Origin of the sequence: Herbaspirillum frisingense (assembly GCF_047325095.1) — a bacterium.
GTDB classification, from domain to species: Bacteria; Pseudomonadota; Gammaproteobacteria; order Burkholderiales; family Burkholderiaceae_D; genus Herbaspirillum; species Herbaspirillum frisingense.
The window spans coordinates 1,370,884-1,391,544 of sequence record NZ_CP168558.1 but is presented as its reverse complement, the minus strand read 5'-3'; the positions used below and the strand labels follow the sequence as shown (position 1 = coordinate 1,391,544).

Genomic DNA, 20,661 nt, shown 5'->3' with positions numbered 1-20,661 from the left:
TCAGGCCTGCGGCAGCAGGGTGCCGCCCGCACCGCTGCCCGTTCCGCCACCCTCGCCGCCGGCCGGCTTGGCCGGCTCTTCCGCCTCGAGGACGGTATGAGTTACCACTTCAGCACCGGGCTGGCCAAGCGCGTACTGCACAGCCTCTTTGCTGTCGTCGCCCTGGCCTGCCTTGACGACCACCTTGGCCTTGCCATCGTCGAAATCCACCACCTGGTTGGGCTTGTAAATTTGGCCATCAATGACTGCGTCGACCAAGATGCGAACTTTCTTTCTTGCCATGATTTTCTCCTGTGAGTTTGAGTTGCGACCGTTGGCCGGCCCCTCATTACAACGGGCACCAGAGATGCCCTGTGGAATCTGCAGCTCTTCTTAGCTGGCGGCGTTCTGGTAGGTCTTGACGGCGCCACCGACGTCGATCAGGTTCCCGCCCTGGCGGTTGAAGCCGACAAAACCGATCTGGCCATTCAGCACGAACGCGCTGTCTGCCATACGGAAGATGGTCAGGTCCATGACCTCGCGGATCATGTAGCGGCTGTAATCGCCGAAGGCCACGGACTTTGCGTTGGCCCCCATCACTGGCATCTCCTGGCACACGGCCAAAGGGCGGTTCAACAGCCGATCAGGCGCACCGCCCGGATTGCCCTGCTCATAGCCAGGCACGAAAATCGGGCGCCCGGAAGTGTCCTTGATCTTGCGTACCGCCTTGACCGACGTGTCGTGCATCATCCAGCCTACCTTCGGCCCTGCGCGATAGATCGGGTCCACCGAGTGCTCCAGGTCGACCAGGTCATCGTAGGTGATCGAATTGATCTGGCCGGTGGCGCCAACCTTACCCACCTGGGTGGCGGTGATCAGGCCGCGCGGCTGGCTCACGCCGGTGCCGGTGGTGAAGTGTTGGGCGGTGATACGGCCCAGGCGGATCTGCAGCAGGCTATTGATGTAGCCCTCGATGTCGAACATCGAATCCTGGATCAGTTCGAACGGCACTGCGATCTTTTTGGACGAATACTTGTACACGTCCATCGAGATGTTTCCGAACGTGGTTTCACCGGTGGTGACTGCGGTATTCTGGCCAACGATCTCGCCGACTTCAGAAGTGGCGTCAGCGGTCGGGAAGTTCATCTGCGCCCCGGTGCTGGTTTGCAGGATGGTTGCCAAGGCGCGCAGGCCGCCCATTGCCTTAAAGGCCTGCGTCAACTGGCGGTAGTACTCGGTGGCCACGGTGTAGCCGCCTTCGGTGCCAGTGGTGGTCGACATGGCATTGCGGATGTCCTGGTTCTGGCGAGCACGCAGCGAGGTCAACTGCTCATTGTCCAGGCCCTGGAAGCCGTTCATGAGGTAGGCGCGCAGCGCGCCGTCGTTGTTGCCGTGGGCGCCAGGGGTACGGGTGAACTCGTTGCGCAGCGTCGGATCGACATTGCCTTCGGTGCCGGCGGCGCCAATCGCGGCCATCGCCTCGTTGTGGCGCTTGATCTGCGCATCGATGTCCGCGATCTCGCGCATGGCAGCGTCATATTTCTCCTGGTGCTCGGACTTCCATTCGGGGGTCTTGTCCTTGTCGACCAGATCATTCAGGGCGCGCGCCACAACATCGCGGCGCTCACGCAGGGCTTGCAATTTGCTCATCGAAAACTCCAAAAAAAATGCCGCCTTTCGGCGGCTTGGTTAAATGCCAGCGCGTGAGCGTCAGGCGGGAATCATTGCTTTCAGGGCGGCACGCATCAGCTTCTCACGGTCGACGGGCTCGGGCGCCGGATCCTTGGGCGTTTCGGCGACGGCCTTGGGCGGCGCGGCCGGACGGATGGTCGCAGAGGGTGCGTGCTCGAACGCCGCCAAATTCCAGTTCACGCCCTGGTCCTTCGGCGCTTCCTCATCGGCCACCTTGTCGGCGAAGCCTTGCCTCACTGCCTCTTGATCCGAGAACCAGGTTTCGGCCGCCAGCCAGGTCGCGAGCTGCTCCTCGCCTTGGCCGCTGCGCTTGGCATAGGTCCGTACGAAGCTGGCGTCCAGTTGGTCCAGCACGTCAGCTTGCTTGCGCAGATCGTCCGCGTTGCCGTAGCTGAAGGTCCAGGCCTTGTGGATCATCAGGAAGCTACCCGGTGCCATGATGATTTCGTCGGCGGCCATGATCAGGAACGAGGCTGCACTGGCCGCGATGCCATCCACGTGCACAATGATCTTGCTCTTGTGCTCACGGATCGCCTGCTCAATGGCGCGGCCAGCAAAGACCGAGCCGCCGGGAGAATTGACGCGTAAGTGAATGGTGTTGGCGGTGATCTCGTTCAACGCCTTCACAAACGACTGCGGGCTTACGCCGCCCCACCATTCCGCCTCGTCGTCGCTCGAGACGATCATGTCGTAGAGGTAGACGGTGGCCTCATCGGCGCCAGCCGTCGCCACCACTTCGAATTTGCCTTGACGGCGGTTACTGACCAGCAGTTTCTGCATCGGGTGCATCGTCGTTCCCCTTAGGTGTGTCGGTTGTTTCTTGCGAGGGCGGGTTGTCCTCAGGCGCCGCTGCGGCGCCGGCTTGTACCAGGCGGTCGCCATCGGGCAGCGGCTTAAGGTTCTTCAAATGCCGCACCTCATTGATGGTCATCCAGCCCTGCGTACCAGGACCGCCGAGGGCCTTCGAAAAATATGCGGCCTGCGCCGTGGCATCGCCCTCGAGCAGCGCGTCGAGATTGAACTCGCAGAACACCTGGTTGTTGCGTGGCCAGATCTTCCGATTGATTTCCTGCCGCATGCCGGTCAGGTATCGCGCAAGCGTGTAGCGGACGAATCCGATGGACATATTCTCGACACCGCTGCCCCAGCTGGTAGTCTTCTCCGTGTAACCGATCATGTGCGGCGGCACGCCGTAGATCCGGGCAATGTCTTCGACCTGAAACTTACGGGTGGTCAGCAGCTGGGCATCTTCCGCGTTCATCGTCAGCTGGTGGACATCGAGGCCGCCGGTGAGCACCGCAGGCAGGTGCGCGTTGTGCACACCGCTGTGCTTTTCCGCCCAGGTCGCCCGCAGCAAATCGGCCTGCTCCTTCGTAATATTGCCCGTGGTCTTCAATGCAAAGTCTGGCCGTGCGCCATTGCGGAAGAAAGCAGCCGCAAACTCGTCCGCCGCCAGAGCGATCCCGGCTTGCGGCCGCAGCGCTGCTCGTAACGGGCTCAGGCTGCGCACACCATCGAAGCCGACGCCAGGAAAGTGCAGCATATCGTCTTGGTCGATGACCACCTCGGTGCCATCGTCCTGGATGTAGCGATAGTAGTTCCGCCCGCTCTGTCGCACCACGAGCATACGAGCCGGATGGCAAGGTTCAAAGCCCTGGATCTGATTTGTGTATGGCGTCACACGATGTATCCGCCAGAAGCCGTCGCCACGCAGGCCGATTGACTGTGCCGCAAATCCCCAGGCACTTCCCGCCGTCCAGTTTGGCCACGGCTGCTCATTGAACAGCCACCAGAGATCACTGGCATAGCTGTCGCGGCCGTCGGCGTTGCGCTTGAACAGGTTCAAGGGCAATGCACCGATGGCGCCGCCAATCAGCGCCACGCACGCATAAACGGCCGAGACACACATGGCGGTCTGCTCGTTCACCGGGACGCCAGCACTGGCTGGTCCGAAGCCACCGGTCAGCACATCGAACATCTCGGTCCCGCGCGTCACCTCGGAAACAGGTGTGGCGGCTTGAGGCGCCGCCGACCGTGCAGCCTGTCGGTCGGCACGCCAGCTGTTCAAGATCGTACTGCCCTGCTGATGAACACGAGATTCGTTGTACCAGGGTTGAGATGTATTCATAGGATCAAAATTCCAGGTTCTGTAGTCTGCTCAACGGCCGCCATGCTGGCGCCGGTCGCCATGAGGTTCGCGATGATTCCATCCACGCGACCAGTCGCACGCTTCTTCTCAACCTTCCGGTTGCCCGCAGGATCGCTGGCGACCACGGCGTTGGCCGCACACCAGGTCATTACCGGATTACCCCGGTGCCGAAGCGTCGCCTCGAGGAGTCGCCGCTCATACTCATCGACCGCCGGCGCCATGTCCTTGAAGCCCTGGCCGAATGCCACTAGCGGCAGCGTCACGCCCTCCTGATCGCAAATCATTTTCAGATCCTCAATGCGCCAGCGGTCGTAGGCCAGCGCCTGCAAGTCGTACATGGCCGCGATTTCAGCGCACCGCTTCACGACCGCGAGCTTGTTGATTGCCCGCCCGGCCAGCGCCTCCAGGTGACCTCCATCGCGCCACACCAGGTACGGCACGCGGTCCTGCTCGGCTTTGTTATGAAGACCGTCGCCAGGCAACCAGAACCACTCAAGCTGGCGCCAGAACGGATCGTCGTCCACCGGCTCGAACTGCAGGGCGAGTGCCGTCAAGTCCTGCGTACTGGACAGATCCAAGCCTCCGAAGCAGCGACGGCCAATCAGGCGCTGGACGTCGAACTCCTTGTCCTGGCATTGGAACCAGACGTGGGAACCGATCCATGGCGACTCTGCCGCGACCCACTGGCAGAAGTTCAGCCGCCGGACCGTGCTCTCCTTGCTCGGCATGTTGCGCGCCTGGTCGACCTGCTCCCGAAGGTAGCGATAGCCGGGCAGACCGAAGCGCAGACTCGGATTGGCTTTCGGCCAGCACCCTTCATCCTTGAACGGGTCGTCACCGACGTCCACAGCGCACACGTATGCGAAGAACGTGTCGTCCTGCAGCTGGCCGGAGCACACCTTCGCGGAATAGTCGTGGTAGTCGCCGCAAACCGTGGTCTTGTCGATGCCGCTGTTCGTGATCCCGAACAAAAGCGGCTGGCGGCGGCTCTTCTGGCCGGCCTTCAGCATCTCGATCACATAGCCGTCTTTGTGCTCGTGGATCTCGTCCAGCAGCGAGAAGTGCGGTCGCGGCCCGGACTGGCCGTCGTCAGACGCGATAGGCTTGAAGAAGCTCCGGCGTTCCAGCCAGGCCAGGTTCCAGACGTTCAGACCTGTACCCGACTTCTGGATGCGCGCGGCCAGCTCCGGCGACTGGTCGACCATCGCGACCGCATCCCGAAACAGGATCATCGCCTGGTCCTTCTTCGTCGCGGCGGCATACACCTCCGCACCAGCTTCGCCATCTGCCATCAGGCCGTACAGCCCAATGCCGGCGGCCAACGGCGACTTGCCCGAACCCTTGCCGGTCTCAACATAGGCAGTGCGGAACCGCCTATAGCCGTCGGCCCCCTTCCACCCGAAGATTGAGCCGACGATAAACTGCTGCCAGTCCAGCAGCTGGTAGGGAATGCCGTCGTACTCGCCGCCCGTCAACCGCAGGACGTCTGGAAAAAAATTGATCGCGCGGGCGGCCTCCTCGGCGTCATACCGCAGGCCGCGTTCGCCGCCATGCACCAGGTCGTCCAGGTGTCGCTGGCAGGCGCCCCGCACATGGGGGCCTGCCACGATATCGCCGGAGACCACCGCGCGAGCGTAGCGCTCGACCGTATCACCGGCTGAAGTAGTCCGTTTTCGGCTTTTCGTTGCCCTTTTCTTTGTCGTTTCCATACCCGAACAAATCCCCTTGCGGCGCGGCGCCGGAGACCTTCGCTATCGACGCCGGCGTGATGCCGAACTCGGTGCCGAAAGTCTTCATCTGGTCCGCCGCACGGTTGGCGACCTGGTAGTGCACCGACATCTGTTTGTAACCGGAAGGCGTCTTATCGACATAGCCGTCCTGGCCGATGCTTTCGAGCAGCTGGATCTTCTCGTAGGCCCGCACGTAGTCGGCCCAGGCTTGGCAGTAGACAGCCAGCGGGGCCATGTACTGCTCGGCGATCACGCCCATCGCCTCCAGCAACGGCGTGATGCGGTGCCACTCAGCCAGCGCCGCCCCCCGGAGGTGCGGTGGCGGATCGGGAATCGCGACCGCCGGCCGCGCGCAGCCGGCAAGGTCAGCCGCGCCCTTCTTGCTGCGGTTGCCCAGCAACATGTGGACGTTCGCCGGCAAGGCCTTCCGGCCCGAATTGTGATTACCTGCCATGTGTTCCTCCTGGGAATACCCCCCCCTCCATATTTCCCGCCGCTGCAAATCGAGGGAAGCGAGCGGTCTCAGGTCGAACCGCCCCAGAGATCTGACCGCCACCCGCCTCGTCGCTCTCAGGCCTGGCGCCAATGGTGCGCAGCGTCCACCGGGATGCCGTTCTCGTCGCACCCACGCTCGATGCCGCTCTTCTCCATCTGCTGCTTCACGCTGTCGTGGCAGGGCTTGCAGAGCGACTGCAGGTTCGCGGGATCGTGAAACAGCCGCTCATCCCCACGATGGGCCTTAATGTGGTCGACCACCTGGGCAGGCTGCACCCTTCGGCGTTTCGCACAGAACTCGCACATCGGGACCCCGGTCAGCTGGGCATGCCGCAGCCGATACCAGGTCTTCGTGTTGTAGAGGTGCTTATAGGGAGACGCCGCCATCGCCAAGCCTCGCTGATCGCAGAGATGAAAAAAAGCCCCGCACTCAGCGGGGCCTCGGAGACAAAAATATCAATCAAGGAAATTCAGGCAGAGCGGCAAGCCAACTTTGACAAAGCCGGCCGACAAGCGCGCGCTTAGCTCTTTCGTAACCCGCCCGCTGCAGTTCGTCCAGGTTAGGGAATCGGCCATCCGCCCCAGCAAGGTTACCTGTCGCATCGAACGGTAATGCTGCGAATTCAACCTCCGATCCATCTAGCTCGATGCGACGGATCGAATAGCGACCGACGTAGCCAAACGAATTCCCCATCGTGGCACGTCCGAAATGATATCGGAACACAAAGCGCCCAAAGAAGCCGTGCAACTCGAAGCTATCATCATCACTTCCATCCACCAATTCGATAGCCTCGCGCCATTCATAGTCGTCGTCGACCAGCTTCACCGCAAGAATCTCCTTGATTTTTGACGCGTGCTTCAAGCAGGCCTTGTGCATCATCGCCGCTCTAGCGACGCTTTCCTCAATTTCCATAACCCCTCCACAAAATGAGAGATGAAACTATACCCGATTCACAATCCGGCTAGATGAGCGAAACAAAAGACCAGAAACACAAAAGGCAAACGTGAGCAACTGGAACAACTAGGCGTACGCATTGCCTTGATGCTGACCGGGCGATCACTACCATCCTTCGTGATCTCCACATCGCACCATTCGGTCCAGGTGTCACCCAGGCCCAGCGGGCCATTCCCATTCAAATCGACTTACATATGCACCACCGAATAAAAAAGCCGCGACAAAGCGCGGCGAACGTTCGTGCACACGCACGGAAGAAAGAACTCAACAGATGGCTACACGTTCGGTCCGTGGGCGCTGGCGCGGCCCAGCCGAAAACCCAAAGGCTCGCTTGTTGTATCCTTCGAGCTTGGCCTCTAGGGAACCTTCCTCAGAGCGTTGAACTTAATCTCACGACAACAACATGGACATAAAAAGCAAAGTAACTGCATGGTCCCGAGAGGATCTGGAGCAAGCAACAAAAGCTATGGTGAAGATTGCCGGCAGCGTCTTCGGTCTAACTCTGGTAGCCTACTTCGTAAGGTTCGGACCATTCTCAGAGTACATTTTTGGCAAAGAGGGTGCGACCGATGTCTCAACAGCTCAAGCAGCTTGGGGGCAGTTCGGTGATTTCATTGGCGGCTCTCTCAATCCATTTCTGAGCGCGCTTACCCTAGTTGGACTAGTCTTCACAATATTGCTCCAACAAGAGTCGATGGCTCGCACTCAAGCGGACAGTAATAACAACATCAATTCTTTGCGTGAGCAGGCGGAGCTATCTCTCATAACCGCACGATTACAAGCTCTTTCCGTGACTCTCGACGTCATCACAGAAATGCATGCACAAGCGGTTGCGTCAAACCATATGACCGCGATCCAGCTTCTTGACCAGAAGCAGAAGATTGCCAACGAAATACTTGAGATCAATGACGCCCTTCGAAACAGACCCGTGAAGTGACCGTTCCATTGATGGCGCGGCGTGCCGAAGAAACGGACAAGCAAGACAACGCAGACGTCTGCACATGTGGACGTCGGCTTGAAAAGCAAAAAGCCCTGGAGAATTTCTTTTCCAGGGCTTTGAACGTAAGTGCGTCGAGTCTGGACAAAATATAAGCCAACTGTAACACCGCCGTCAATCGTTTTCTTTCGTTGTGGATAACTGCCGGCGCGGTGGGACGATCCCCTGCTCTACAAAATAGGGATGAAGCCGGGCATGGGCCATCACTTCCAGCTGCTTCACATGCTCACGCACAACCTTGCCCGCCCGGTGGAACTTCATGTGCGATCCCTTGAACGAATCCGCCAGCTCGCGAACCGTGATCTTCGTCTTGGCATGGTCGGCAAAGAGGCGAGCCAAGAGAAGATCCACCGCTTGAGCTGGTACGTTCCTGACCAGCGGCCGCATCCAATCTGCCAGTGCCAGAATCGCGTCCGAGCGCTCACGGGAGAAAGCATATCGACGCGAGCCGTCGACGTCCTCGTAGTCGGTGGCGCCGAAACGCGCCAGCACGACGTTCATCTCCGCTTCCGGCAGCTTGCTTCTTACCGCCGACACGATGAGTGCGCACTGGGCGCGGATGTCATCGTCCCGCAGGCCGGAGAAATCGATTGTCCCAGCAGGCGCACCGCGTAAAGCTTCGAACCAGTCCGCCTGCGTATCGGAGAGCTTCGGCGCATACTCCATAATCCTCAGCAATGCGGCGCGCGTTACGCAGCCTTGGCGGGCCTCATTGGCGATCACGACGAACGCAGTGTGCAACGCATGCCCCACATCCTTGAAAATCGCTCCCTTGTTCAGCTCAATTGCTACCAGCATCTTCTTCCCCATCAAGTGACACGACGTACGACACGCCGTATTGATCAAATTTCACTGCTACCGCGCCGCGCTCCAGCGGCGTACCGAGTTCGAACCCACCTTCCGTCGCGTGGAACACCGGTTGGCCTCGCATGCCCCTTCGTAGCACGTTGTTGATGTAACCGGCCCCGAAGGCCAATCGAAGCGAATCAATGAATGCCGCCGTCTTCGGCATCGCGTCCCTCGACCTCATTTCAGCCCCTTTCGCAAACCGTTCATACTGTTCACCTAACTATCAATGCGTTGAAAGCCTTATCAGCATTGACTTTATGAATGGTTTGAATAGTTTGAATAGTTAAAAAAGGTACCCAAAGCAAGAACCAAACATCCCTCACGCGCGCACGCATACGAAGGCCCCGATTAAAACTCCCCACACTGTTCAAACTATTCACAAAGCCTTTTCCCGCGCGGCATTCAAGCTATGAATAGTTGAATGGCAGGTGAAGGGTTAGTGTTCACCTCCACTCTCCTGCTGGTCATACACACGTCGATAGCGGTTCAGATCCTTCTGAAACAGATCGCTTCCATTCTTCGCAAACTCCTTCAATGACACACCCTCGGCCGGCTTACCGATCAAATAGACCGTCCGTTGCTTGGCCCCTGCGCCGTCACCGAGGTCGTACTCCACCAATTTCCGTCTCAACGCGTCGCCGGCTATTCGCTCCACCGTCCGGCCAAAAAGCGTCTGAGTAGGCGGAAAGCGCTCGCCGTTGAGATGGCACCACCTGGTGAAGGCAGCGTAGAGCTGCATCGCGCTGCATGTCATAAAGGGCAACGGCAGTGCTTGCGCTTGCCACTCGCGGTAGAAGCGCTCCGGCGCGGTCAGGCCCAATGCAATCAGGTTCTGCTTGGCCCGGCTGTCGAGCGGCTTAGTGTGCGGCGAGAAATCGGTGCAATCGACTTCCTCGCGCAAGTAGTAAAAGAAAGCCTCCAGGCCACCGTTCTCAATCTCGTCGGCCACGGAGCGATAGAACTCTTCGTCTTTCTTCGGCGGCGTCCATAGCACCAGATAGCGACGGTCTGTCTTGTCCAAGGCGAGCGGCTGCAGCTCGTTCGACAGGAAGACGAAATTCATGTGGTTCGCCTCGTATCGCTCGGGCAGGTTCTTTGGGTTGATCGGGATTTCCTCGCCCGAGATCATGTGTTTCAGCTTCCCCTTGATTTGTTTCAGTTCGTTGCGCGTGACCACTTCGTCGCACACCAGGAACAGCTTTCGGGAGGCCCATTCGTTGAACTGCGATTCGATTTGCGCATTACCGATCACCCAGGAGTACTGACCGTAGATGCGCCGCACCACCTTTTCCCAAAACAGATTTTTGCCTGAGCCTTCATCGCCGTGCATGATGATGGATGTAGCCATCTTCGCGCCGGGGTACTGCAACGGGTACGCGATCCACTTCACGATCCACACAAACATGTCCGTGTCGCCATCGCAGAGGTGCAGTAGCAGCTCCAGGATCAGGCCGCATTCCCCCTTCTTCGGCTCGATGGCGAATCCGTCGTACATATTGACGTATTCAGGGTCATCATCGACCTTCCCGGTTGGGTCGAAGACCAGCTTGTCCGAGCTGACCATTCGGCGCTCGCTGTTACCCAGCCAGTACTTCACTTCATCGGTGCCGAAAGCCAAGCGCATATCGGCCACCTTGATCTGCAGTTTGTTGACGGTGTCCCAGGCCGTACTGGTGCCGTACAACAGGACGAAGTGCTCCAGGAGGTAGTCACGTGTTTCCCAGAACTCAGGCGGCCGCACTTTCGGAGGCTTGCCGGATTTCTTCGGCACCTCCCCCGCCCCCTCTGCCGGCGGCGCAGCGGCATCAAACTCGGGGGGCGGCTCGGCACCGCCATGTGCTGGACCTCCCTCATCCTCCGCATCAACCGTGGCATCTCCTTCGCATCCAGGGGGTCGGGGAGATTCGCCATCAGCGGCCGTCTTCGCCTTTGCTTTCGCACGCGGAGGCCCAGTCTTGGCAGGCGCTGGCTGCTTCCAGCCCGCATCAATGGCAAGGCGATAAATCGTTGCCTCTGTCACCTTCACACCACTGCCAAACGATTTCCAGTGCTTGCGACAGTCCTCCTGGCCACCATAGCCATCGGATTTGGAAGACCAGTAATCCCACACTGCAAAGCCCGCATCGCCCAGGACGCTATAGACGGCCATGCCCACCTTTATCCAGCTGTGGTAATCATCGGCCGGGATGTAAGCCAGCGCTGATTCAAGCCTGGCTCGGTCGCTAAGGGCAGGCGGCGGATCGGCCGGCCGCTCGATGTCCTTGCTCTTACCGCCGTCAACCAGCTCCCTTAGGCGCGATAATGCCGTCTCCGTGATCGGCTGCAGCTCGACTAAGTCGGGTGAAAGGGAATCGGCGGTGAATGTGAAAAACTGGCTGCCGCAAAAGACCTCCAGGCCCACTCGATTGGACTTGAAGGTCTCGGTCTTCCCTTCGCAGATGATATGGAATCCGGTCCGTGACGGGGAGCGCTCAGCGTAGCTCGGACATAGCGCCAGCACTTCCTGGGCCAGCTCACTGATGACGCCCTCTCCGTCGATGCACTTGTCGATGTCGATACCGATCAGGCCGTCATCGGGCAGGAAGGCAAAGCCTATTCCGCTAAAGCCGCCAGCCGTTGCAGCCATGAGGGCGGTATCGAATGTCCCCAGGAGGGCACGGTCCTTCTCATCACCTTGTGTTCCGTGACGCTTCTTTCCACTCGGCCAGTACGGCACTTTTAGCGGCTTTTTCTTACCGGGCTCAAAGCGCCAAATCAGCCATTGCTTACGGTCCTTGAGGGACTGCGGAATCATTGCAACATCCTTGATCACCGGCCGGCCCCCTTGCGGACCACCGAGATGAATCGGGTTCCTGCACCGCGCAGTTTCAGGATGGCGCCACGAAGCGCGCGGCGGGCGCTGCGCTTGGATTCGATGGCCTCATCCAGCTCTTTGACCGCCGCTTCCATGGCCGGCAGGGTCGGCATCGCCACCACTAGGCTAAGCGCCCCGATGGCTTCACCACTCTCTTTCGCCACCGCTGCAAGGTGCCGCACCGCATCCATCTCGCCGGACAGCTCGGCGTCCACTCTCCCTGCGACCAGGTGCAGTGGCGTGAGCAGATCGTTGATGCACCGCAGGCAAATGTCCGCCGGCATTGCGGCCAAGAGCGATGGAAGGAAATTGGTGGGAAGCAGGTTGGTGTCCTTCGAGCGATCATCCAACCAGCGGAAGATGCGGTCGGCAATTACGCGCGACCTGGTGAAGCTGTCCTGGGTTGGCGGCTCGAATCGGATGCCGGTGTTTGCTGGCCCGCCTATGCGCTCATGTGCTTCGACAATCAATACCGCGATCGTCTCGCGGCTGGCGTCGATTCGCTTTCTCCACATGTCCACGTAGGTGGCCACGATGGAAATCGGCGTGTGCGTTTCATTACGCATGACTTTTCGTCCCCTGGAAATTAAATTGAATGCTCATCAATAAGAATGCGCACCCGCCATGACCATGCATCGCTACCTGGTGATAATTCAGTTCGCCTCAAAACTGTCCCGTCACAACCTCGCGGTGATCGCCCCTCTCGTCAACAGCTCCGTCCGCCAGACCCTCTCTGACTGCGAAGCGATTCTGAGCACCGAGTCGGCTGCATCATTCGTCGGGCTCGCGGCGCTGCCAGCCGAAGAACTATTTCCGCTTCTCGCCAGGCGTCTCCGTCCTGGCGATCAGCTGCACGTGCTTTCCCTTGGGACATCGGGCGCTACCGCACATCCTGGACTGCATACGTGGCTCCAGCGAACAGCGGTAACGATTCACCAACGGTAACCAGCTCGGGCCAGATCTCCTGCCAATCGTCAGGCCGCAAATGCTGGCGGGTAATCGCGCCCTTTGTCACTCGCTCAATACGTGCGCATAAGAGTGGTTCGATCAGCGTGCCGCGTGCTCGCCAGTTGCTAATGACCGACTGGCGAACCCCGATTAGGTGCGCCAATTTGGACACCCCTCCGGAGAGTTCGATGGCTTTATCGAGTGGTTTCATCCCGGCATTTAATCACCACAGTGATATTTACGTCAACACCTCTGTGATTCACAGAAGTGATTTAATCCGCGCCATGAACAAAGAAACCCTGGGGGAACGGCTGCGCGCCACCCGAAAAGCCAAGCACCTGACGCAAGCACAGCTCGCGCAGAAGGCCCACTTATCCCAGGGAACAATTGGCAACATCGAATCGGGTATCAGGGGGTACGGGGAAAGCCTGCTGGATATCGCAAAGGTGCTGGGGGTCAGCGCCGAATATCTACGAATGGAGACCGACGATCCGGAGATCGCGCCGGCCTCCAACGACAGCAACGTGCCGGCGAGTCTGACTGCGCGCCAGATTGCACTGCTTCAGCTGTTCGAAGGCCTCACATCGAAACAGCAAGACGAATACTTCAGGAATCTTGAAAATACGAAACAAGCCAACGCTGAGCTGATCGAAGAGCTCACTCGGAAGAGGCAACAAAAGTAACCCTTCAGCTCTGCGCTCTTCACCCACTGCATGAGAAATCATCGCGGTGAGGGCTCACTCGACCCGATTAGCCTGTTGCAAACACGACATTGTCGTGTTTTTTTTATCTCTCATTTATCACACAAGTGTTGAAATATAAAATCACTTGAGTGATACTCCCATCCGTTAAACCACGGAGGGATCCATGAGTTCACGACGCAACAAGGCCACCTCATTCCAACGGCCGCCCAAATTCAATTTCCTTGCTGGTCGCGGGCCCGCCCAACGCCGCGACTGGCCGCTCGGTCAATCATCGGCCGAAGCGAAGCAATCCGCTGCAGATCAGTACAGCAAGCGAGGTGCGAAATGAGCCGCTTCGGACTGGCGCCAGAGAGCGAGGCCATGTTCCGGCGTGTCACGCATTCCCGCCATATTTCACATGTCCGCAAGGACTGCGCTTGCGGGAAGCAGGTAACCGCGAAGCAGCTCACTCAATACGGCAAGTGCGCCAAGTGTCACAACGAAGGCCGCAGCCGCGCGTCTGCATTGCGGGCCGCGCCCCTGTTTGTTGCCCCGTCTTTGTGGTCGAAAGCGAGGAAGGCATGAGCCAGCCGAACACTCTAACCGTTCTCACCGCGATTCGCGGATATCGACTGCTTCTTATCAAGCACGGCCCCTCGTCAGGCAACAGCATTTCAGCAGACCTTCAAAGCGTGAAAGGCACTGCTTCGCTCGTGTTCGCAACCTCCAATGGGGAAAACGACTGCCGCTTCAATAGCAACAGGGATGGCTCTTGGGACCTTTGGATAGGCCGAGCATGTTTCAGCTTGTCACAAGCCAGTGCGCACCTTGTTGCCCAGTTCATTGGTCTTGAACTTCCGAAGACATGCCGGGAGGCTAAATGAAAGCCTTCCTCCTCACAGTGACCCGCGAGAGCGGTATCCCTCTGACCATATCTATCATCGCGCACTCGTCCTTCGATGTGCACACGTCTGCACTCGATATGTTCGGCGTCTGCAAAATCTCGGTGAGGCCAGCATGAAGAAGCTCGCGAAGATTGCGGAAGCGGCTCTCATCATCCTGGCTTTCGCCAGCGCCTTCATTGTGCTCTCGGCCTTGGCTGTGACCGACGACCTATCGCTACCTCGCGACTCCGCTCTCGATGCAGCCGAGGTAGCAGATGGCGCGGACGGTCTCTTCGATTTCGACCGCCTGCGAGATCTGTGTCGGGTTCCGTGGCCTCACAGCATTGCAGGAGATCGCACCGAGGAGGCCCGTCGAAAGGCCTGCCGCGCCGTCCCACAGTGAGGCCAGCATGTACATGAAGCCCTCACCGCAGATGACGCTGGACATCATGAACGAGCGCCTGCAGTCAATGCGCAGGCTCAGAACTGGTCAAGCAGGAGCCTCGCTCACCAGCGTCCTGGACGCCATGCGCGCTCAGGGCGTCATCATCGGCGCGCCCCAACCAGCTCCCATCGCTGCCCCTCCACATCACACCGCTTGGCAGATCACGGTTTGCGTGCAAGACGCACGGGCGGACCTCTTATTTTTCGTTCCTGACGACCACTCTACCCGGAGAAACGTATGACCGACTCAGAAAAGCTTGATGCACTGGTCGCGCTTATCCGGCGCCGCCCCGGTCTGCGCAAAGCGCAACTGTGCGATGCGCTGGACATTGACGACGAACCTCTCACCCAACTCCTCGCCCTGGCACAACTGGAGGGCCAAATCGTCAGCAAATCGACCGAAGGTAAGAACGGCTTGATGCTGCCTGAGTATCACGCAAAGGGGCCAGGAGCGCTTGGATGGCAGTCAGGCAGCGAGGGCGTGAAGGACACCGCCCCTCCGCCTGCTGCTGCGCTGTCGGTCGGCGTTCCTGCAAGTCGCAATAAGGCGGCCGCTTCGCCGACCAAGAAACCTCGACGGGGCAAACGCACGATCTCGCGCGAGGCGGAAGCAACCGCATTCCTCGCAAAGCATGGACCTGCGACACCCGAGCAGATGAGGATGGCGCTAGATCTGAGGAAAGGCTACGCAGTCTCTACCTGCCTCGCGGTCGCCATCAAAGCCGGCCGCATTCTTGTGCAGGATGGCCTCTACGCTCTCGCTGCCGAAGGCAGCGAGCTGATCAAGGCTTCGTCCTCTCCTGCTCGCGACAGCGTCGCGAGCCTGGATTCCACACCCTCGGCCGGTTCCCAGTCGGGGGGCGGGGGGGGACTTGTGGTAGCTCAGCAAGCTGAGCAAACCAATCAGTTGACCTGGTCGATCTTCCCGGACGGCCATGTCGGCATCTTCACCGCCGAGGCCGGCATCCTCCGCCAGCACCTCTCTCTCAGCCAGGCAGACGTGGTCGGCCTGCACGCATTCCTCTCTCAAACTAAACCCGTCTGGAACCACGTCCAGGCCCAGGAGCAAGCATGAGCATCGATCTGACCCATCCGCACTTCGGCATGATCCCCATCGAGTACATCGTGGCCGACCCGAATCAGCCCCGTAAGACGTTCGACGAGGACGCCCTCGCCGAACTGTCCGAGAGCATCAAGCAGAGCGGTATCCTTCAGCCGATCCTGACTCGCCCGGTCGCAGGTAGCCATACAGATGTGGAAATCGTCGCCGGCGAACGCCGCTATCGCGCCGCCAAGTTGGCTGGCCTGACTGAAGTGCCGGCCATCGTCCGCGAGATCTCCGATGCGGAGGTCGCGATCATGCAGCTGGTCGAGAACCACCAGCGCGCAGACGTAGCGCCAATTGAAGAAGCCGAGAAGATGCGCAAAGCTATGGACGACTACGGCTTCTCGATTGAAGAGCTTTGCGAGAAGATGGGCGTTAAGCGCCGTTGGGCTTACACCCGTCTGCAGCTGCTGCGGCTCGCCCCCGAGGCCCGCGCCGCCCTCACCGAAGGCAAGGTAAACGCATCGACCGCCCTTCTGGTCGCCCGCATTCCCGTACCTGCGCTGCAGGAAAAGGCAATGAGCGAGATCTTGGCCAATAATGGCCACGACGGCACAATGTCTCACCGGGCCGCCCAGGAGCTGCTGGCCACGCGCTACATGCTCAGTCTTGACGAGGCACCGTTTGATCCGGCGGACGCCAAACTGGTGAAGGGATGCGGAAGCTGCCAGGAATGCCCAAAGCGCGCGGGGAATCAGCCCGATGTATTCACCGACGTCGACGCTAACACCTGCACCGACCCTGACTGCTTCGAGACCAAGAAGCAGACCCATTTCAAGATCATCATCACCAAGGCCGAAAAGAAGAAGATCCCAATCTTCTCGGACTGGAAGGAGTTGCGGGTGCAGTTCCCCTACGGCACCACCCTCAACGGCTCTGAGCGACTCTGGGGCCTGCAACGTCTGGTGAATCATGCGGAGATGTCGAGCAAGAGCATTCTCGAAGCTCTGTCGATCAGCCAACTTCCAAAGCCAGCGGCGTACTTGGTAGAACATGACGGGAAGCCAGTACCCGAATACCTCAAGACCGAAATCCAGCAGGCGCTGGAAAAGGCCGGCATCGCTCGTACCGAGGAGCAGCAGACCGAGTACGAGGCTGAGCTGGAGAAGGCTGCAGACGCGGAGAGCGATGGCTCCGGAGCGGGGGCCTTCACACCGCCGAAGAAGCGGGCCGAAGAGGTCATCGCGGCCGCCTACGACAAGTACCATCAGTCCGTTTTCTCCGCAATTCGAGATCAGCTGCAGCCTATCCATACTGCGGCCGTGTATCGCGCCATGGCCGCACGCATTGCTGTGGCCGGAAGCACCGGCGGCTTCTATATTGAGATCTCGAGCGACGTCGACGAGACCTACGACGCCGATCTTACGCAGCACGCCGAGGTCGACCACATGCTTGAGCAGGCAACAGATGAAGATGTGTGCCGCCTCTTCATCGAAGGGCTGCTCGAGCCTGGTCGCGTCTGGTCCACAGAAATCGTCGATGGTGAGTTCAAGCCGGATGAGGATGACGCCGACGCGATCAGCCTCAATGCCACCCTCTTCAAGGTCGCAAGGATCGTCGGAGTCGATACCAGCGAACTGAAGCGCGAAGCCTTCCGCGACATCGAGCCGGAGCCCACTAGGGCACTCGCACCCGATGCTGCCTGGCCTTTCCCGAAATCCAAGGAGTGAAGACCATGAGCACACGCGTTCGTAGCCGCCTCAGGAAGGCCGGCAGCAACTTCAAACGCCTCGATTTTCCCGCCATGCCACTCTCGCACTTCCCTGCGTTCGTGGAGGACACTTTCCGTCCCATCGAGCAGCTCCTGGTCGAACTGGAGACAACTGGCGAGACCGACTGCGACCGCGACGGCGCAGTGTATCGGGCACGCAGCGACGGGCAGTGGTACAGCCTGGCCGGCGCCCTTTCGGGATTCGTTGAGTTCTTCGAGGCTTACGGTCGCCTTGTAGGCCGTGTCATGCCTGTAGCTGCAGTCGCACGCCTGGCCAATAAATTCGGCTACGGGACGATGGTCTTTCAATCAGACATCGATGACGTGCGCTTCGAGCTCGATTCCCTGCGCGCAGAGACCAACCTCATGACGAGCGGGCAGGCCCGCTCGATCCTGGCCAGCATGACGGAGGAAGCATGCGTCGCATAGTTCCGTCGAAAAACAAGCCTGCGGCTCAGTCGGATAACGTCAACAATCCGGCCCACTACACCGGCCACCCTTCCGGTATCGAGTGTATTCAGATCACCGAACATATGGGTTTCAACCTGGGCAATGCGGTTAAATACATCTGGCGCGCAGATCTGAAGGGCAGCGCTATTGAGGATCTGAAAAAGGCCGCTTGGTACATTCAGAGGGAGCTGCAGAAGCGAGGCGCAAAATGAAGGCGCAAATGTTCCTTGTGATGAAGTACGAGCGTATGACGATGACACTAGCCGAGGTCTGCGACGAAATTAGCCTAGAAGTCGGCACTGCGCACAATAAAATTTCTGCAGGGACGTTCCCGATCCCCACTCGGAAGGAAGGGCGCAACCGAGTAGCCGATGTTCGCGACGTTGGTGAATACTTGGATAGGCAGCGGCGGGAGGCCAAGGAGGCTCACGAAACTAGGCATTGAGCGCAAGGCGGAGCAAAAAAAGACGCTCAGGCGTCTTTTTTTGCTGCACGCTCTTCCGGAATTCCCACTCCGGCGCTTCGCATTAATGCACCAACCTTGCTGTATGTTGCGTGCAGCCAGCTCGCCGCGTGCTGAGAAAATTCTTCTAGAACCAGAAGAGGATCATCGGGCGGGGGATCCGGGCGGAAACGCTCAGTCCTCATCGCAACGAAAATAAGATTTTGAAGAAAGACCGTCACATCCTCTGGCTTTATAGCCGCATCCAATTGGTGCGCCAATCGGTTACGAATAGCTCCAATACGACGAAGGCCAGGAACAAGCTCAGCCAGAAACTTATCCCCTCTGTCGATCAACTCAACCTTTTGCGTGTAGCTAAGTTTTGCCGTCAAAAGCGGTCCAAGTTTTGGATTAACCCGCTGAAGATGCTCGGTAAGGTGGTGTTCCACGAAAAGATGCGATCGAAGAATCCGTCCGATAGTATCTATATTGAGATCCCATTTCCTCGCGATTTCATGGGCCTCGGCCTCAGCAATGCCGATGAATTTGTCTTTACCACCCGCAAGTAAAAATACCGCCTGGAGGGTATCCTCGATGCTTTCTTCAATAGTTTTGTGGCTCACACACGCGCTCCAAGCCAGTGAAAAAGAAAAAGGCGCGATGCGCCTTTTCTATTAAAAACATCCCAAGATAGAGCCTACGTTCTCCAATAAATATTAGGCAAAGTAAGCACTCGCCTGGATCTTAGGAGTGGGCTCGACAAGAACACGGTACCCGTCATAGGTAGGCGGCAATTTCGGAGTATTGGCGCCTGGCGCCACCCATACCTTGAGGATATAGGAAGTTCCATCAGGCCATGCACTGACATTCACCGCACCTTTCGATGCGGCAATGTCTAAATACAATTGCTCGGCGGCCTGGAACGGGTCCATTACAAGTTATGTCCTGAAACCAAAGACATACCCAATCTTTGCAAGATGGGCTGAATTGGCATGATGAGAGAGAATTTCGTACCCGGTGCGGACGAGTCATCCCCACCAGCGACCACTATACCTACAGCATAGCGTATGCCTGCGGCATCCGTATGCACTACTAGTGATCCGGAGTCGCCAAAATCCGAAAATCTATCAGTCAGACCATGTACCACGCTCATCGTTTCAAAATAGGCTTGCCCCGAGAAATTATATTGGGGCGCCGAATAGGAGATGGCAAGAGGACCAGTAATCGTATTAATTACCCTCCCTCTAGAGTGGCCAGTGGTACGCCCCACCTTCTCAACCTCCATCCCCGGAACCAAAGGGGCGGCCAGAGAGGGCGTGTCGTATGCATCCTGCTGCATTGAAGAGATTCTTGCAGGATCAGCAATTTTAAATACGGCCACATCTTGGTTGAGCGAAGTATCTACAACGGTTGGGTCGCCCAATGTCATGGGTAGCTGCCGTAAGTGAAAACCCAGCGTAAACGGCGCAGGATTTTGCGGCGCAACATCAGTAATCCCCGGCGCAACGATCGGCAGGCCAGTAGGGGCGTAATTACATGCCCCTGATACGTGATTGTTAGACATGCCGTATAAGCCCCCAGCACCGTCCCTTAATAAGCACGTCAGAGTTCCAGCCCCCCGAAAATTGCCTACGGAAATGGAGCTACCGCATGTGTAGAAAGATCCTTGCGCTCCGACATGAATCGCGCAGGGATTAGCGCCTTGGGCAATGTTCGTAGGAGAGACCTCATCTGTAGCACCTTGGCGGAAAATGAGCTGGTAGCCATCGCATGTAAGAGGCAACTTCTTTGAAGCACGTCCACCCGGTGCCACCTTGTTAAGGTAGACACTGATCTGCCCGCGTTGGCTATTTACTCCAATGAAACGGATCTGCTTTTGCCTGAGCAAAATAATCCCGTCTTGGGAAATGCTATCGAAGGTAGGGTGCTCATAGTCCGGCCCTGGATAATAGGCTGAGACAACCAACAGGCCGTGGTCATGAGCCCACCGGAGAAGGCGCAAAGAGGATGTAACGATATCTATGGCCGGTGCAGTAACACTTTCGATCAGCTCGCTTGAAGGATTCAGTTCTTGTTCTGTCACGAATTTCCCCGTGCTAAGTCTCACTCCGTAGGATGGTCTCGTAAGGCCCCTGCGCTTTACGTAACTACGGATTACATCGTTCCCCCGACAATCATAATCCAAGCTCGAGAACATATTTGCCGTTTCGACCACAGATGGGAACACAAATTTCTGGAGTGATGGCCAAAATTTGGCCAAAAAATTAAAACCATCCAGTATTTATAGCTGTTCC

23 protein-coding genes are annotated in these 20,661 nt (G+C 58.4%); 7 read left to right on the top strand and 16 right to left on the bottom strand.

What is annotated here, in order from left to right; all coding sequences use genetic code 11:
- From ACEOAC_RS06420 to ACEOAC_RS06385, 8 genes are all read right to left on the bottom strand, one after another.
- Nucleotides 1–282 (bottom strand): hypothetical protein, encoded by a 282-nt coding sequence (locus ACEOAC_RS06420; protein ID WP_413443300.1) that lies wholly within the window; start codon nucleotides 280–282, stop codon nucleotides 1–3.
- Between the two features lie 90 nt (nucleotides 283–372).
- Nucleotides 373–1,629: a phage major capsid protein gene (locus tag ACEOAC_RS06415; RefSeq protein WP_413443299.1), complete on the bottom strand. Its 1,257-nt coding sequence runs from the start codon at nucleotides 1,627–1,629 to the stop codon at nucleotides 373–375.
- 60 nt (nucleotides 1,630–1,689) lie between these two features.
- A complete protein-coding gene (locus tag ACEOAC_RS06410) occupies nucleotides 1,690–2,451 on the bottom strand; it encodes a head maturation protease, ClpP-related (protein ID WP_413443298.1) in 762 nt (253 codons plus the stop codon).
- Entirely contained in the window at nucleotides 2,429–3,799 is a 1,371-nt protein-coding gene (locus tag ACEOAC_RS06405; protein WP_413443297.1) for a phage portal protein, read from the bottom strand. The genes ACEOAC_RS06410 and ACEOAC_RS06405 overlap by 23 nt, the downstream gene beginning before the upstream one ends.
- Entirely contained in the window at nucleotides 3,796–5,529 is a 1,734-nt protein-coding gene (locus ACEOAC_RS06400) for a terminase large subunit (protein WP_413443296.1), read from the bottom strand. Before ACEOAC_RS06400 ends, ACEOAC_RS06405 begins: the two co-directional genes overlap by 4 nt.
- On the bottom strand, nucleotides 5,471–6,004 hold the full coding sequence (locus ACEOAC_RS06395; protein ID WP_413443295.1) for a phage terminase small subunit P27 family: 534 nt from the start codon (nucleotides 6,002–6,004) through the stop codon (nucleotides 5,471–5,473). Before ACEOAC_RS06395 ends, ACEOAC_RS06400 begins: the two co-directional genes overlap by 59 nt.
- 116 nt (nucleotides 6,005–6,120) lie before the next feature.
- Nucleotides 6,121–6,432: an HNH endonuclease gene (locus ACEOAC_RS06390; protein ID WP_413628749.1), complete on the bottom strand. Its 312-nt coding sequence runs from the start codon at nucleotides 6,430–6,432 to the stop codon at nucleotides 6,121–6,123.
- 73 nt (nucleotides 6,433–6,505) lie between these two features.
- Nucleotides 6,506–6,958: a hypothetical protein gene (locus ACEOAC_RS06385; RefSeq protein ID WP_413443294.1), complete on the bottom strand. Its 453-nt coding sequence runs from the start codon at nucleotides 6,956–6,958 to the stop codon at nucleotides 6,506–6,508.
- 445 nt (nucleotides 6,959–7,403) lie between these two features.
- Here ACEOAC_RS06385 and ACEOAC_RS06380 point away from each other — a divergent pair, with 445 nt between their 5' ends.
- Complete coding sequence (locus ACEOAC_RS06380; RefSeq protein WP_413443293.1) at nucleotides 7,404–7,937, top strand: hypothetical protein; 534 nt, start codon at nucleotides 7,404–7,406, stop codon at nucleotides 7,935–7,937.
- 174 nt (nucleotides 7,938–8,111) lie between these two features.
- Here ACEOAC_RS06380 and ACEOAC_RS06375 read toward each other — a convergent pair whose 3' ends face one another.
- The 5 genes from ACEOAC_RS06375 to ACEOAC_RS06355 all read right to left on the bottom strand — a co-directional run bounded on the left by ACEOAC_RS06375 (nucleotide 8,112) and on the right by ACEOAC_RS06355 (nucleotide 12,859).
- The gene (locus tag ACEOAC_RS06375; protein ID WP_413443292.1) at nucleotides 8,112–8,795 is read right to left on the bottom strand and encodes a hypothetical protein; all 684 of its coding nucleotides are present in this window, start codon (nucleotides 8,793–8,795) and stop codon (nucleotides 8,112–8,114) included.
- Nucleotides 8,779–9,009 carry a hypothetical protein gene (locus tag ACEOAC_RS06370; RefSeq protein ID WP_413443291.1) on the bottom strand — a complete coding sequence of 77 codons (231 nt, stop codon included), beginning with the start codon at nucleotides 9,007–9,009 and terminating at the stop codon, nucleotides 8,779–8,781. The genes ACEOAC_RS06375 and ACEOAC_RS06370 overlap by 17 nt, the downstream gene beginning before the upstream one ends.
- A gap of 273 nt (nucleotides 9,010–9,282) precedes the next feature.
- A complete protein-coding gene (locus ACEOAC_RS06365) occupies nucleotides 9,283–11,640 on the bottom strand; it encodes a DUF5906 domain-containing protein (RefSeq protein ID WP_413443290.1) in 2,358 nt (785 codons plus the stop codon).
- 14 nt (nucleotides 11,641–11,654) lie between these two features.
- Nucleotides 11,655–12,266, bottom strand: coding sequence for a hypothetical protein (locus tag ACEOAC_RS06360; protein WP_413443289.1), 612 nt, complete (start codon nucleotides 12,264–12,266; stop codon nucleotides 11,655–11,657).
- A 314-nt stretch (nucleotides 12,267–12,580) separates the two neighbouring features.
- Nucleotides 12,581–12,859 carry a transcriptional regulator gene (locus ACEOAC_RS06355; RefSeq protein ID WP_413443288.1) on the bottom strand — a complete coding sequence of 93 codons (279 nt, stop codon included), beginning with the start codon at nucleotides 12,857–12,859 and terminating at the stop codon, nucleotides 12,581–12,583.
- Here ACEOAC_RS06355 and ACEOAC_RS06350 point away from each other — a divergent pair.
- The 6 genes from ACEOAC_RS06350 (at nucleotide 12,837) to ACEOAC_RS06325 (ending at nucleotide 18,137) form a co-directional block, all read left to right on the top strand.
- On the top strand, nucleotides 12,837–13,331 hold the full coding sequence (locus ACEOAC_RS06350; protein ID WP_413443287.1) for a helix-turn-helix domain-containing protein: 495 nt from the start codon (nucleotides 12,837–12,839) through the stop codon (nucleotides 13,329–13,331). The genes ACEOAC_RS06355 and ACEOAC_RS06350 overlap by 23 nt on opposite strands.
- Nucleotides 13,332–14,348: 1,017 nt before the next feature.
- Nucleotides 14,349–14,618: a hypothetical protein gene (locus ACEOAC_RS06345; protein ID WP_413443286.1), complete on the top strand. Its 270-nt coding sequence runs from the start codon at nucleotides 14,349–14,351 to the stop codon at nucleotides 14,616–14,618.
- Between the two features lie 279 nt (nucleotides 14,619–14,897).
- Nucleotides 14,898–15,734 carry a hypothetical protein gene (locus tag ACEOAC_RS06340; RefSeq protein ID WP_413443285.1) on the top strand — a complete coding sequence of 279 codons (837 nt, stop codon included), beginning with the start codon at nucleotides 14,898–14,900 and terminating at the stop codon, nucleotides 15,732–15,734.
- Nucleotides 15,731–17,434: a ParB/RepB/Spo0J family partition protein gene (locus tag ACEOAC_RS06335; RefSeq protein ID WP_413443284.1), complete on the top strand. Its 1,704-nt coding sequence runs from the start codon at nucleotides 15,731–15,733 to the stop codon at nucleotides 17,432–17,434. Before ACEOAC_RS06340 ends, ACEOAC_RS06335 begins: the two co-directional genes overlap by 4 nt.
- Before the next feature lie 5 nt (nucleotides 17,435–17,439).
- Nucleotides 17,440–17,904: a hypothetical protein gene (locus tag ACEOAC_RS06330; protein ID WP_413443283.1), complete on the top strand. Its 465-nt coding sequence runs from the start codon at nucleotides 17,440–17,442 to the stop codon at nucleotides 17,902–17,904.
- Nucleotides 17,892–18,137 carry a DUF3310 domain-containing protein gene (locus tag ACEOAC_RS06325; RefSeq protein ID WP_413443282.1) on the top strand — a complete coding sequence of 82 codons (246 nt, stop codon included), beginning with the start codon at nucleotides 17,892–17,894 and terminating at the stop codon, nucleotides 18,135–18,137. Before ACEOAC_RS06330 ends, ACEOAC_RS06325 begins: the two co-directional genes overlap by 13 nt.
- 259 nt (nucleotides 18,138–18,396) lie before the next feature.
- Here ACEOAC_RS06325 and ACEOAC_RS06320 read toward each other — a convergent pair whose 3' ends face one another.
- The 3 genes from ACEOAC_RS06320 to ACEOAC_RS06310 form a co-directional block, all read right to left on the bottom strand.
- Nucleotides 18,397–18,990: a hypothetical protein gene (locus ACEOAC_RS06320; protein WP_413443281.1), complete on the bottom strand. Its 594-nt coding sequence runs from the start codon at nucleotides 18,988–18,990 to the stop codon at nucleotides 18,397–18,399.
- Between the two features lie 93 nt (nucleotides 18,991–19,083).
- A complete protein-coding gene (locus ACEOAC_RS06315) occupies nucleotides 19,084–19,299 on the bottom strand; it encodes a hypothetical protein (protein ID WP_413443280.1) in 216 nt (71 codons plus the stop codon).
- The gene (locus ACEOAC_RS06310; protein WP_413443279.1) at nucleotides 19,299–20,450 is read right to left on the bottom strand and encodes a trypsin-like serine protease; all 1,152 of its coding nucleotides are present in this window, start codon (nucleotides 20,448–20,450) and stop codon (nucleotides 19,299–19,301) included. Before ACEOAC_RS06310 ends, ACEOAC_RS06315 begins: the two co-directional genes overlap by 1 nt.
- Nucleotides 20,451–20,661 lie beyond the last annotated feature (211 nt).

Coding starts and splice junctions, on each gene's coding strand:
- ACEOAC_RS06370 (WP_413443291.1), bottom strand. CDS start 9,009: ATGCCGAAGACGGCGGCATTCATTGATTCGCTTCGATTGGCCTTCGGG.
- ACEOAC_RS06365 (WP_413443290.1), bottom strand. CDS start 11,640: ATGATTCCGCAGTCCCTCAAGGACCGTAAGCAATGGCTGATTTGGCGC.
- ACEOAC_RS06340 (WP_413443285.1), top strand. CDS start 14,898: ATGACCGACTCAGAAAAGCTTGATGCACTGGTCGCGCTTATCCGGCGC.
- ACEOAC_RS06420 (WP_413443300.1), bottom strand. CDS start 282: ATGGCAAGAAAGAAAGTTCGCATCTTGGTCGACGCAGTCATTGATGGC.
- ACEOAC_RS06380 (WP_413443293.1), top strand. CDS start 7,404: ATGGACATAAAAAGCAAAGTAACTGCATGGTCCCGAGAGGATCTGGAG.
- ACEOAC_RS06410 (WP_413443298.1), bottom strand. CDS start 2,451: ATGCAGAAACTGCTGGTCAGTAACCGCCGTCAAGGCAAATTCGAAGTG.
- ACEOAC_RS06315 (WP_413443280.1), bottom strand. CDS start 19,299: ATGGACCCGTTCCAGGCCGCCGAGCAATTGTATTTAGACATTGCCGCA.
- ACEOAC_RS06390 (WP_413628749.1), bottom strand. CDS start 6,432: ATGGCGGCGTCTCCCTATAAGCACCTCTACAACACGAAGACCTGGTAT.
- ACEOAC_RS06335 (WP_413443284.1), top strand. CDS start 15,731: ATGAGCATCGATCTGACCCATCCGCACTTCGGCATGATCCCCATCGAG.
- ACEOAC_RS06405 (WP_413443297.1), bottom strand. CDS start 3,799: ATGAATACATCTCAACCCTGGTACAACGAATCTCGTGTTCATCAGCAG.
- ACEOAC_RS06355 (WP_413443288.1), bottom strand. CDS start 12,859: ATGAAACCACTCGATAAAGCCATCGAACTCTCCGGAGGGGTGTCCAAA.
- ACEOAC_RS06330 (WP_413443283.1), top strand. CDS start 17,440: ATGAGCACACGCGTTCGTAGCCGCCTCAGGAAGGCCGGCAGCAACTTC.
- ACEOAC_RS06345 (WP_413443286.1), top strand. CDS start 14,349: ATGAAGAAGCTCGCGAAGATTGCGGAAGCGGCTCTCATCATCCTGGCT.
- ACEOAC_RS06385 (WP_413443294.1), bottom strand. CDS start 6,958: ATGGAAATTGAGGAAAGCGTCGCTAGAGCGGCGATGATGCACAAGGCC.
- ACEOAC_RS06360 (WP_413443289.1), bottom strand. CDS start 12,266: ATGCGTAATGAAACGCACACGCCGATTTCCATCGTGGCCACCTACGTG.
- ACEOAC_RS06325 (WP_413443282.1), top strand. CDS start 17,892: ATGCGTCGCATAGTTCCGTCGAAAAACAAGCCTGCGGCTCAGTCGGAT.
- ACEOAC_RS06415 (WP_413443299.1), bottom strand. CDS start 1,629: ATGAGCAAATTGCAAGCCCTGCGTGAGCGCCGCGATGTTGTGGCGCGC.
- ACEOAC_RS06375 (WP_413443292.1), bottom strand. CDS start 8,795: ATGCTGGTAGCAATTGAGCTGAACAAGGGAGCGATTTTCAAGGATGTG.
- ACEOAC_RS06395 (WP_413443295.1), bottom strand. CDS start 6,004: ATGGCAGGTAATCACAATTCGGGCCGGAAGGCCTTGCCGGCGAACGTC.
- ACEOAC_RS06400 (WP_413443296.1), bottom strand. CDS start 5,529: ATGGAAACGACAAAGAAAAGGGCAACGAAAAGCCGAAAACGGACTACT.
- ACEOAC_RS06350 (WP_413443287.1), top strand. CDS start 12,837: ATGGCTTTATCGAGTGGTTTCATCCCGGCATTTAATCACCACAGTGAT.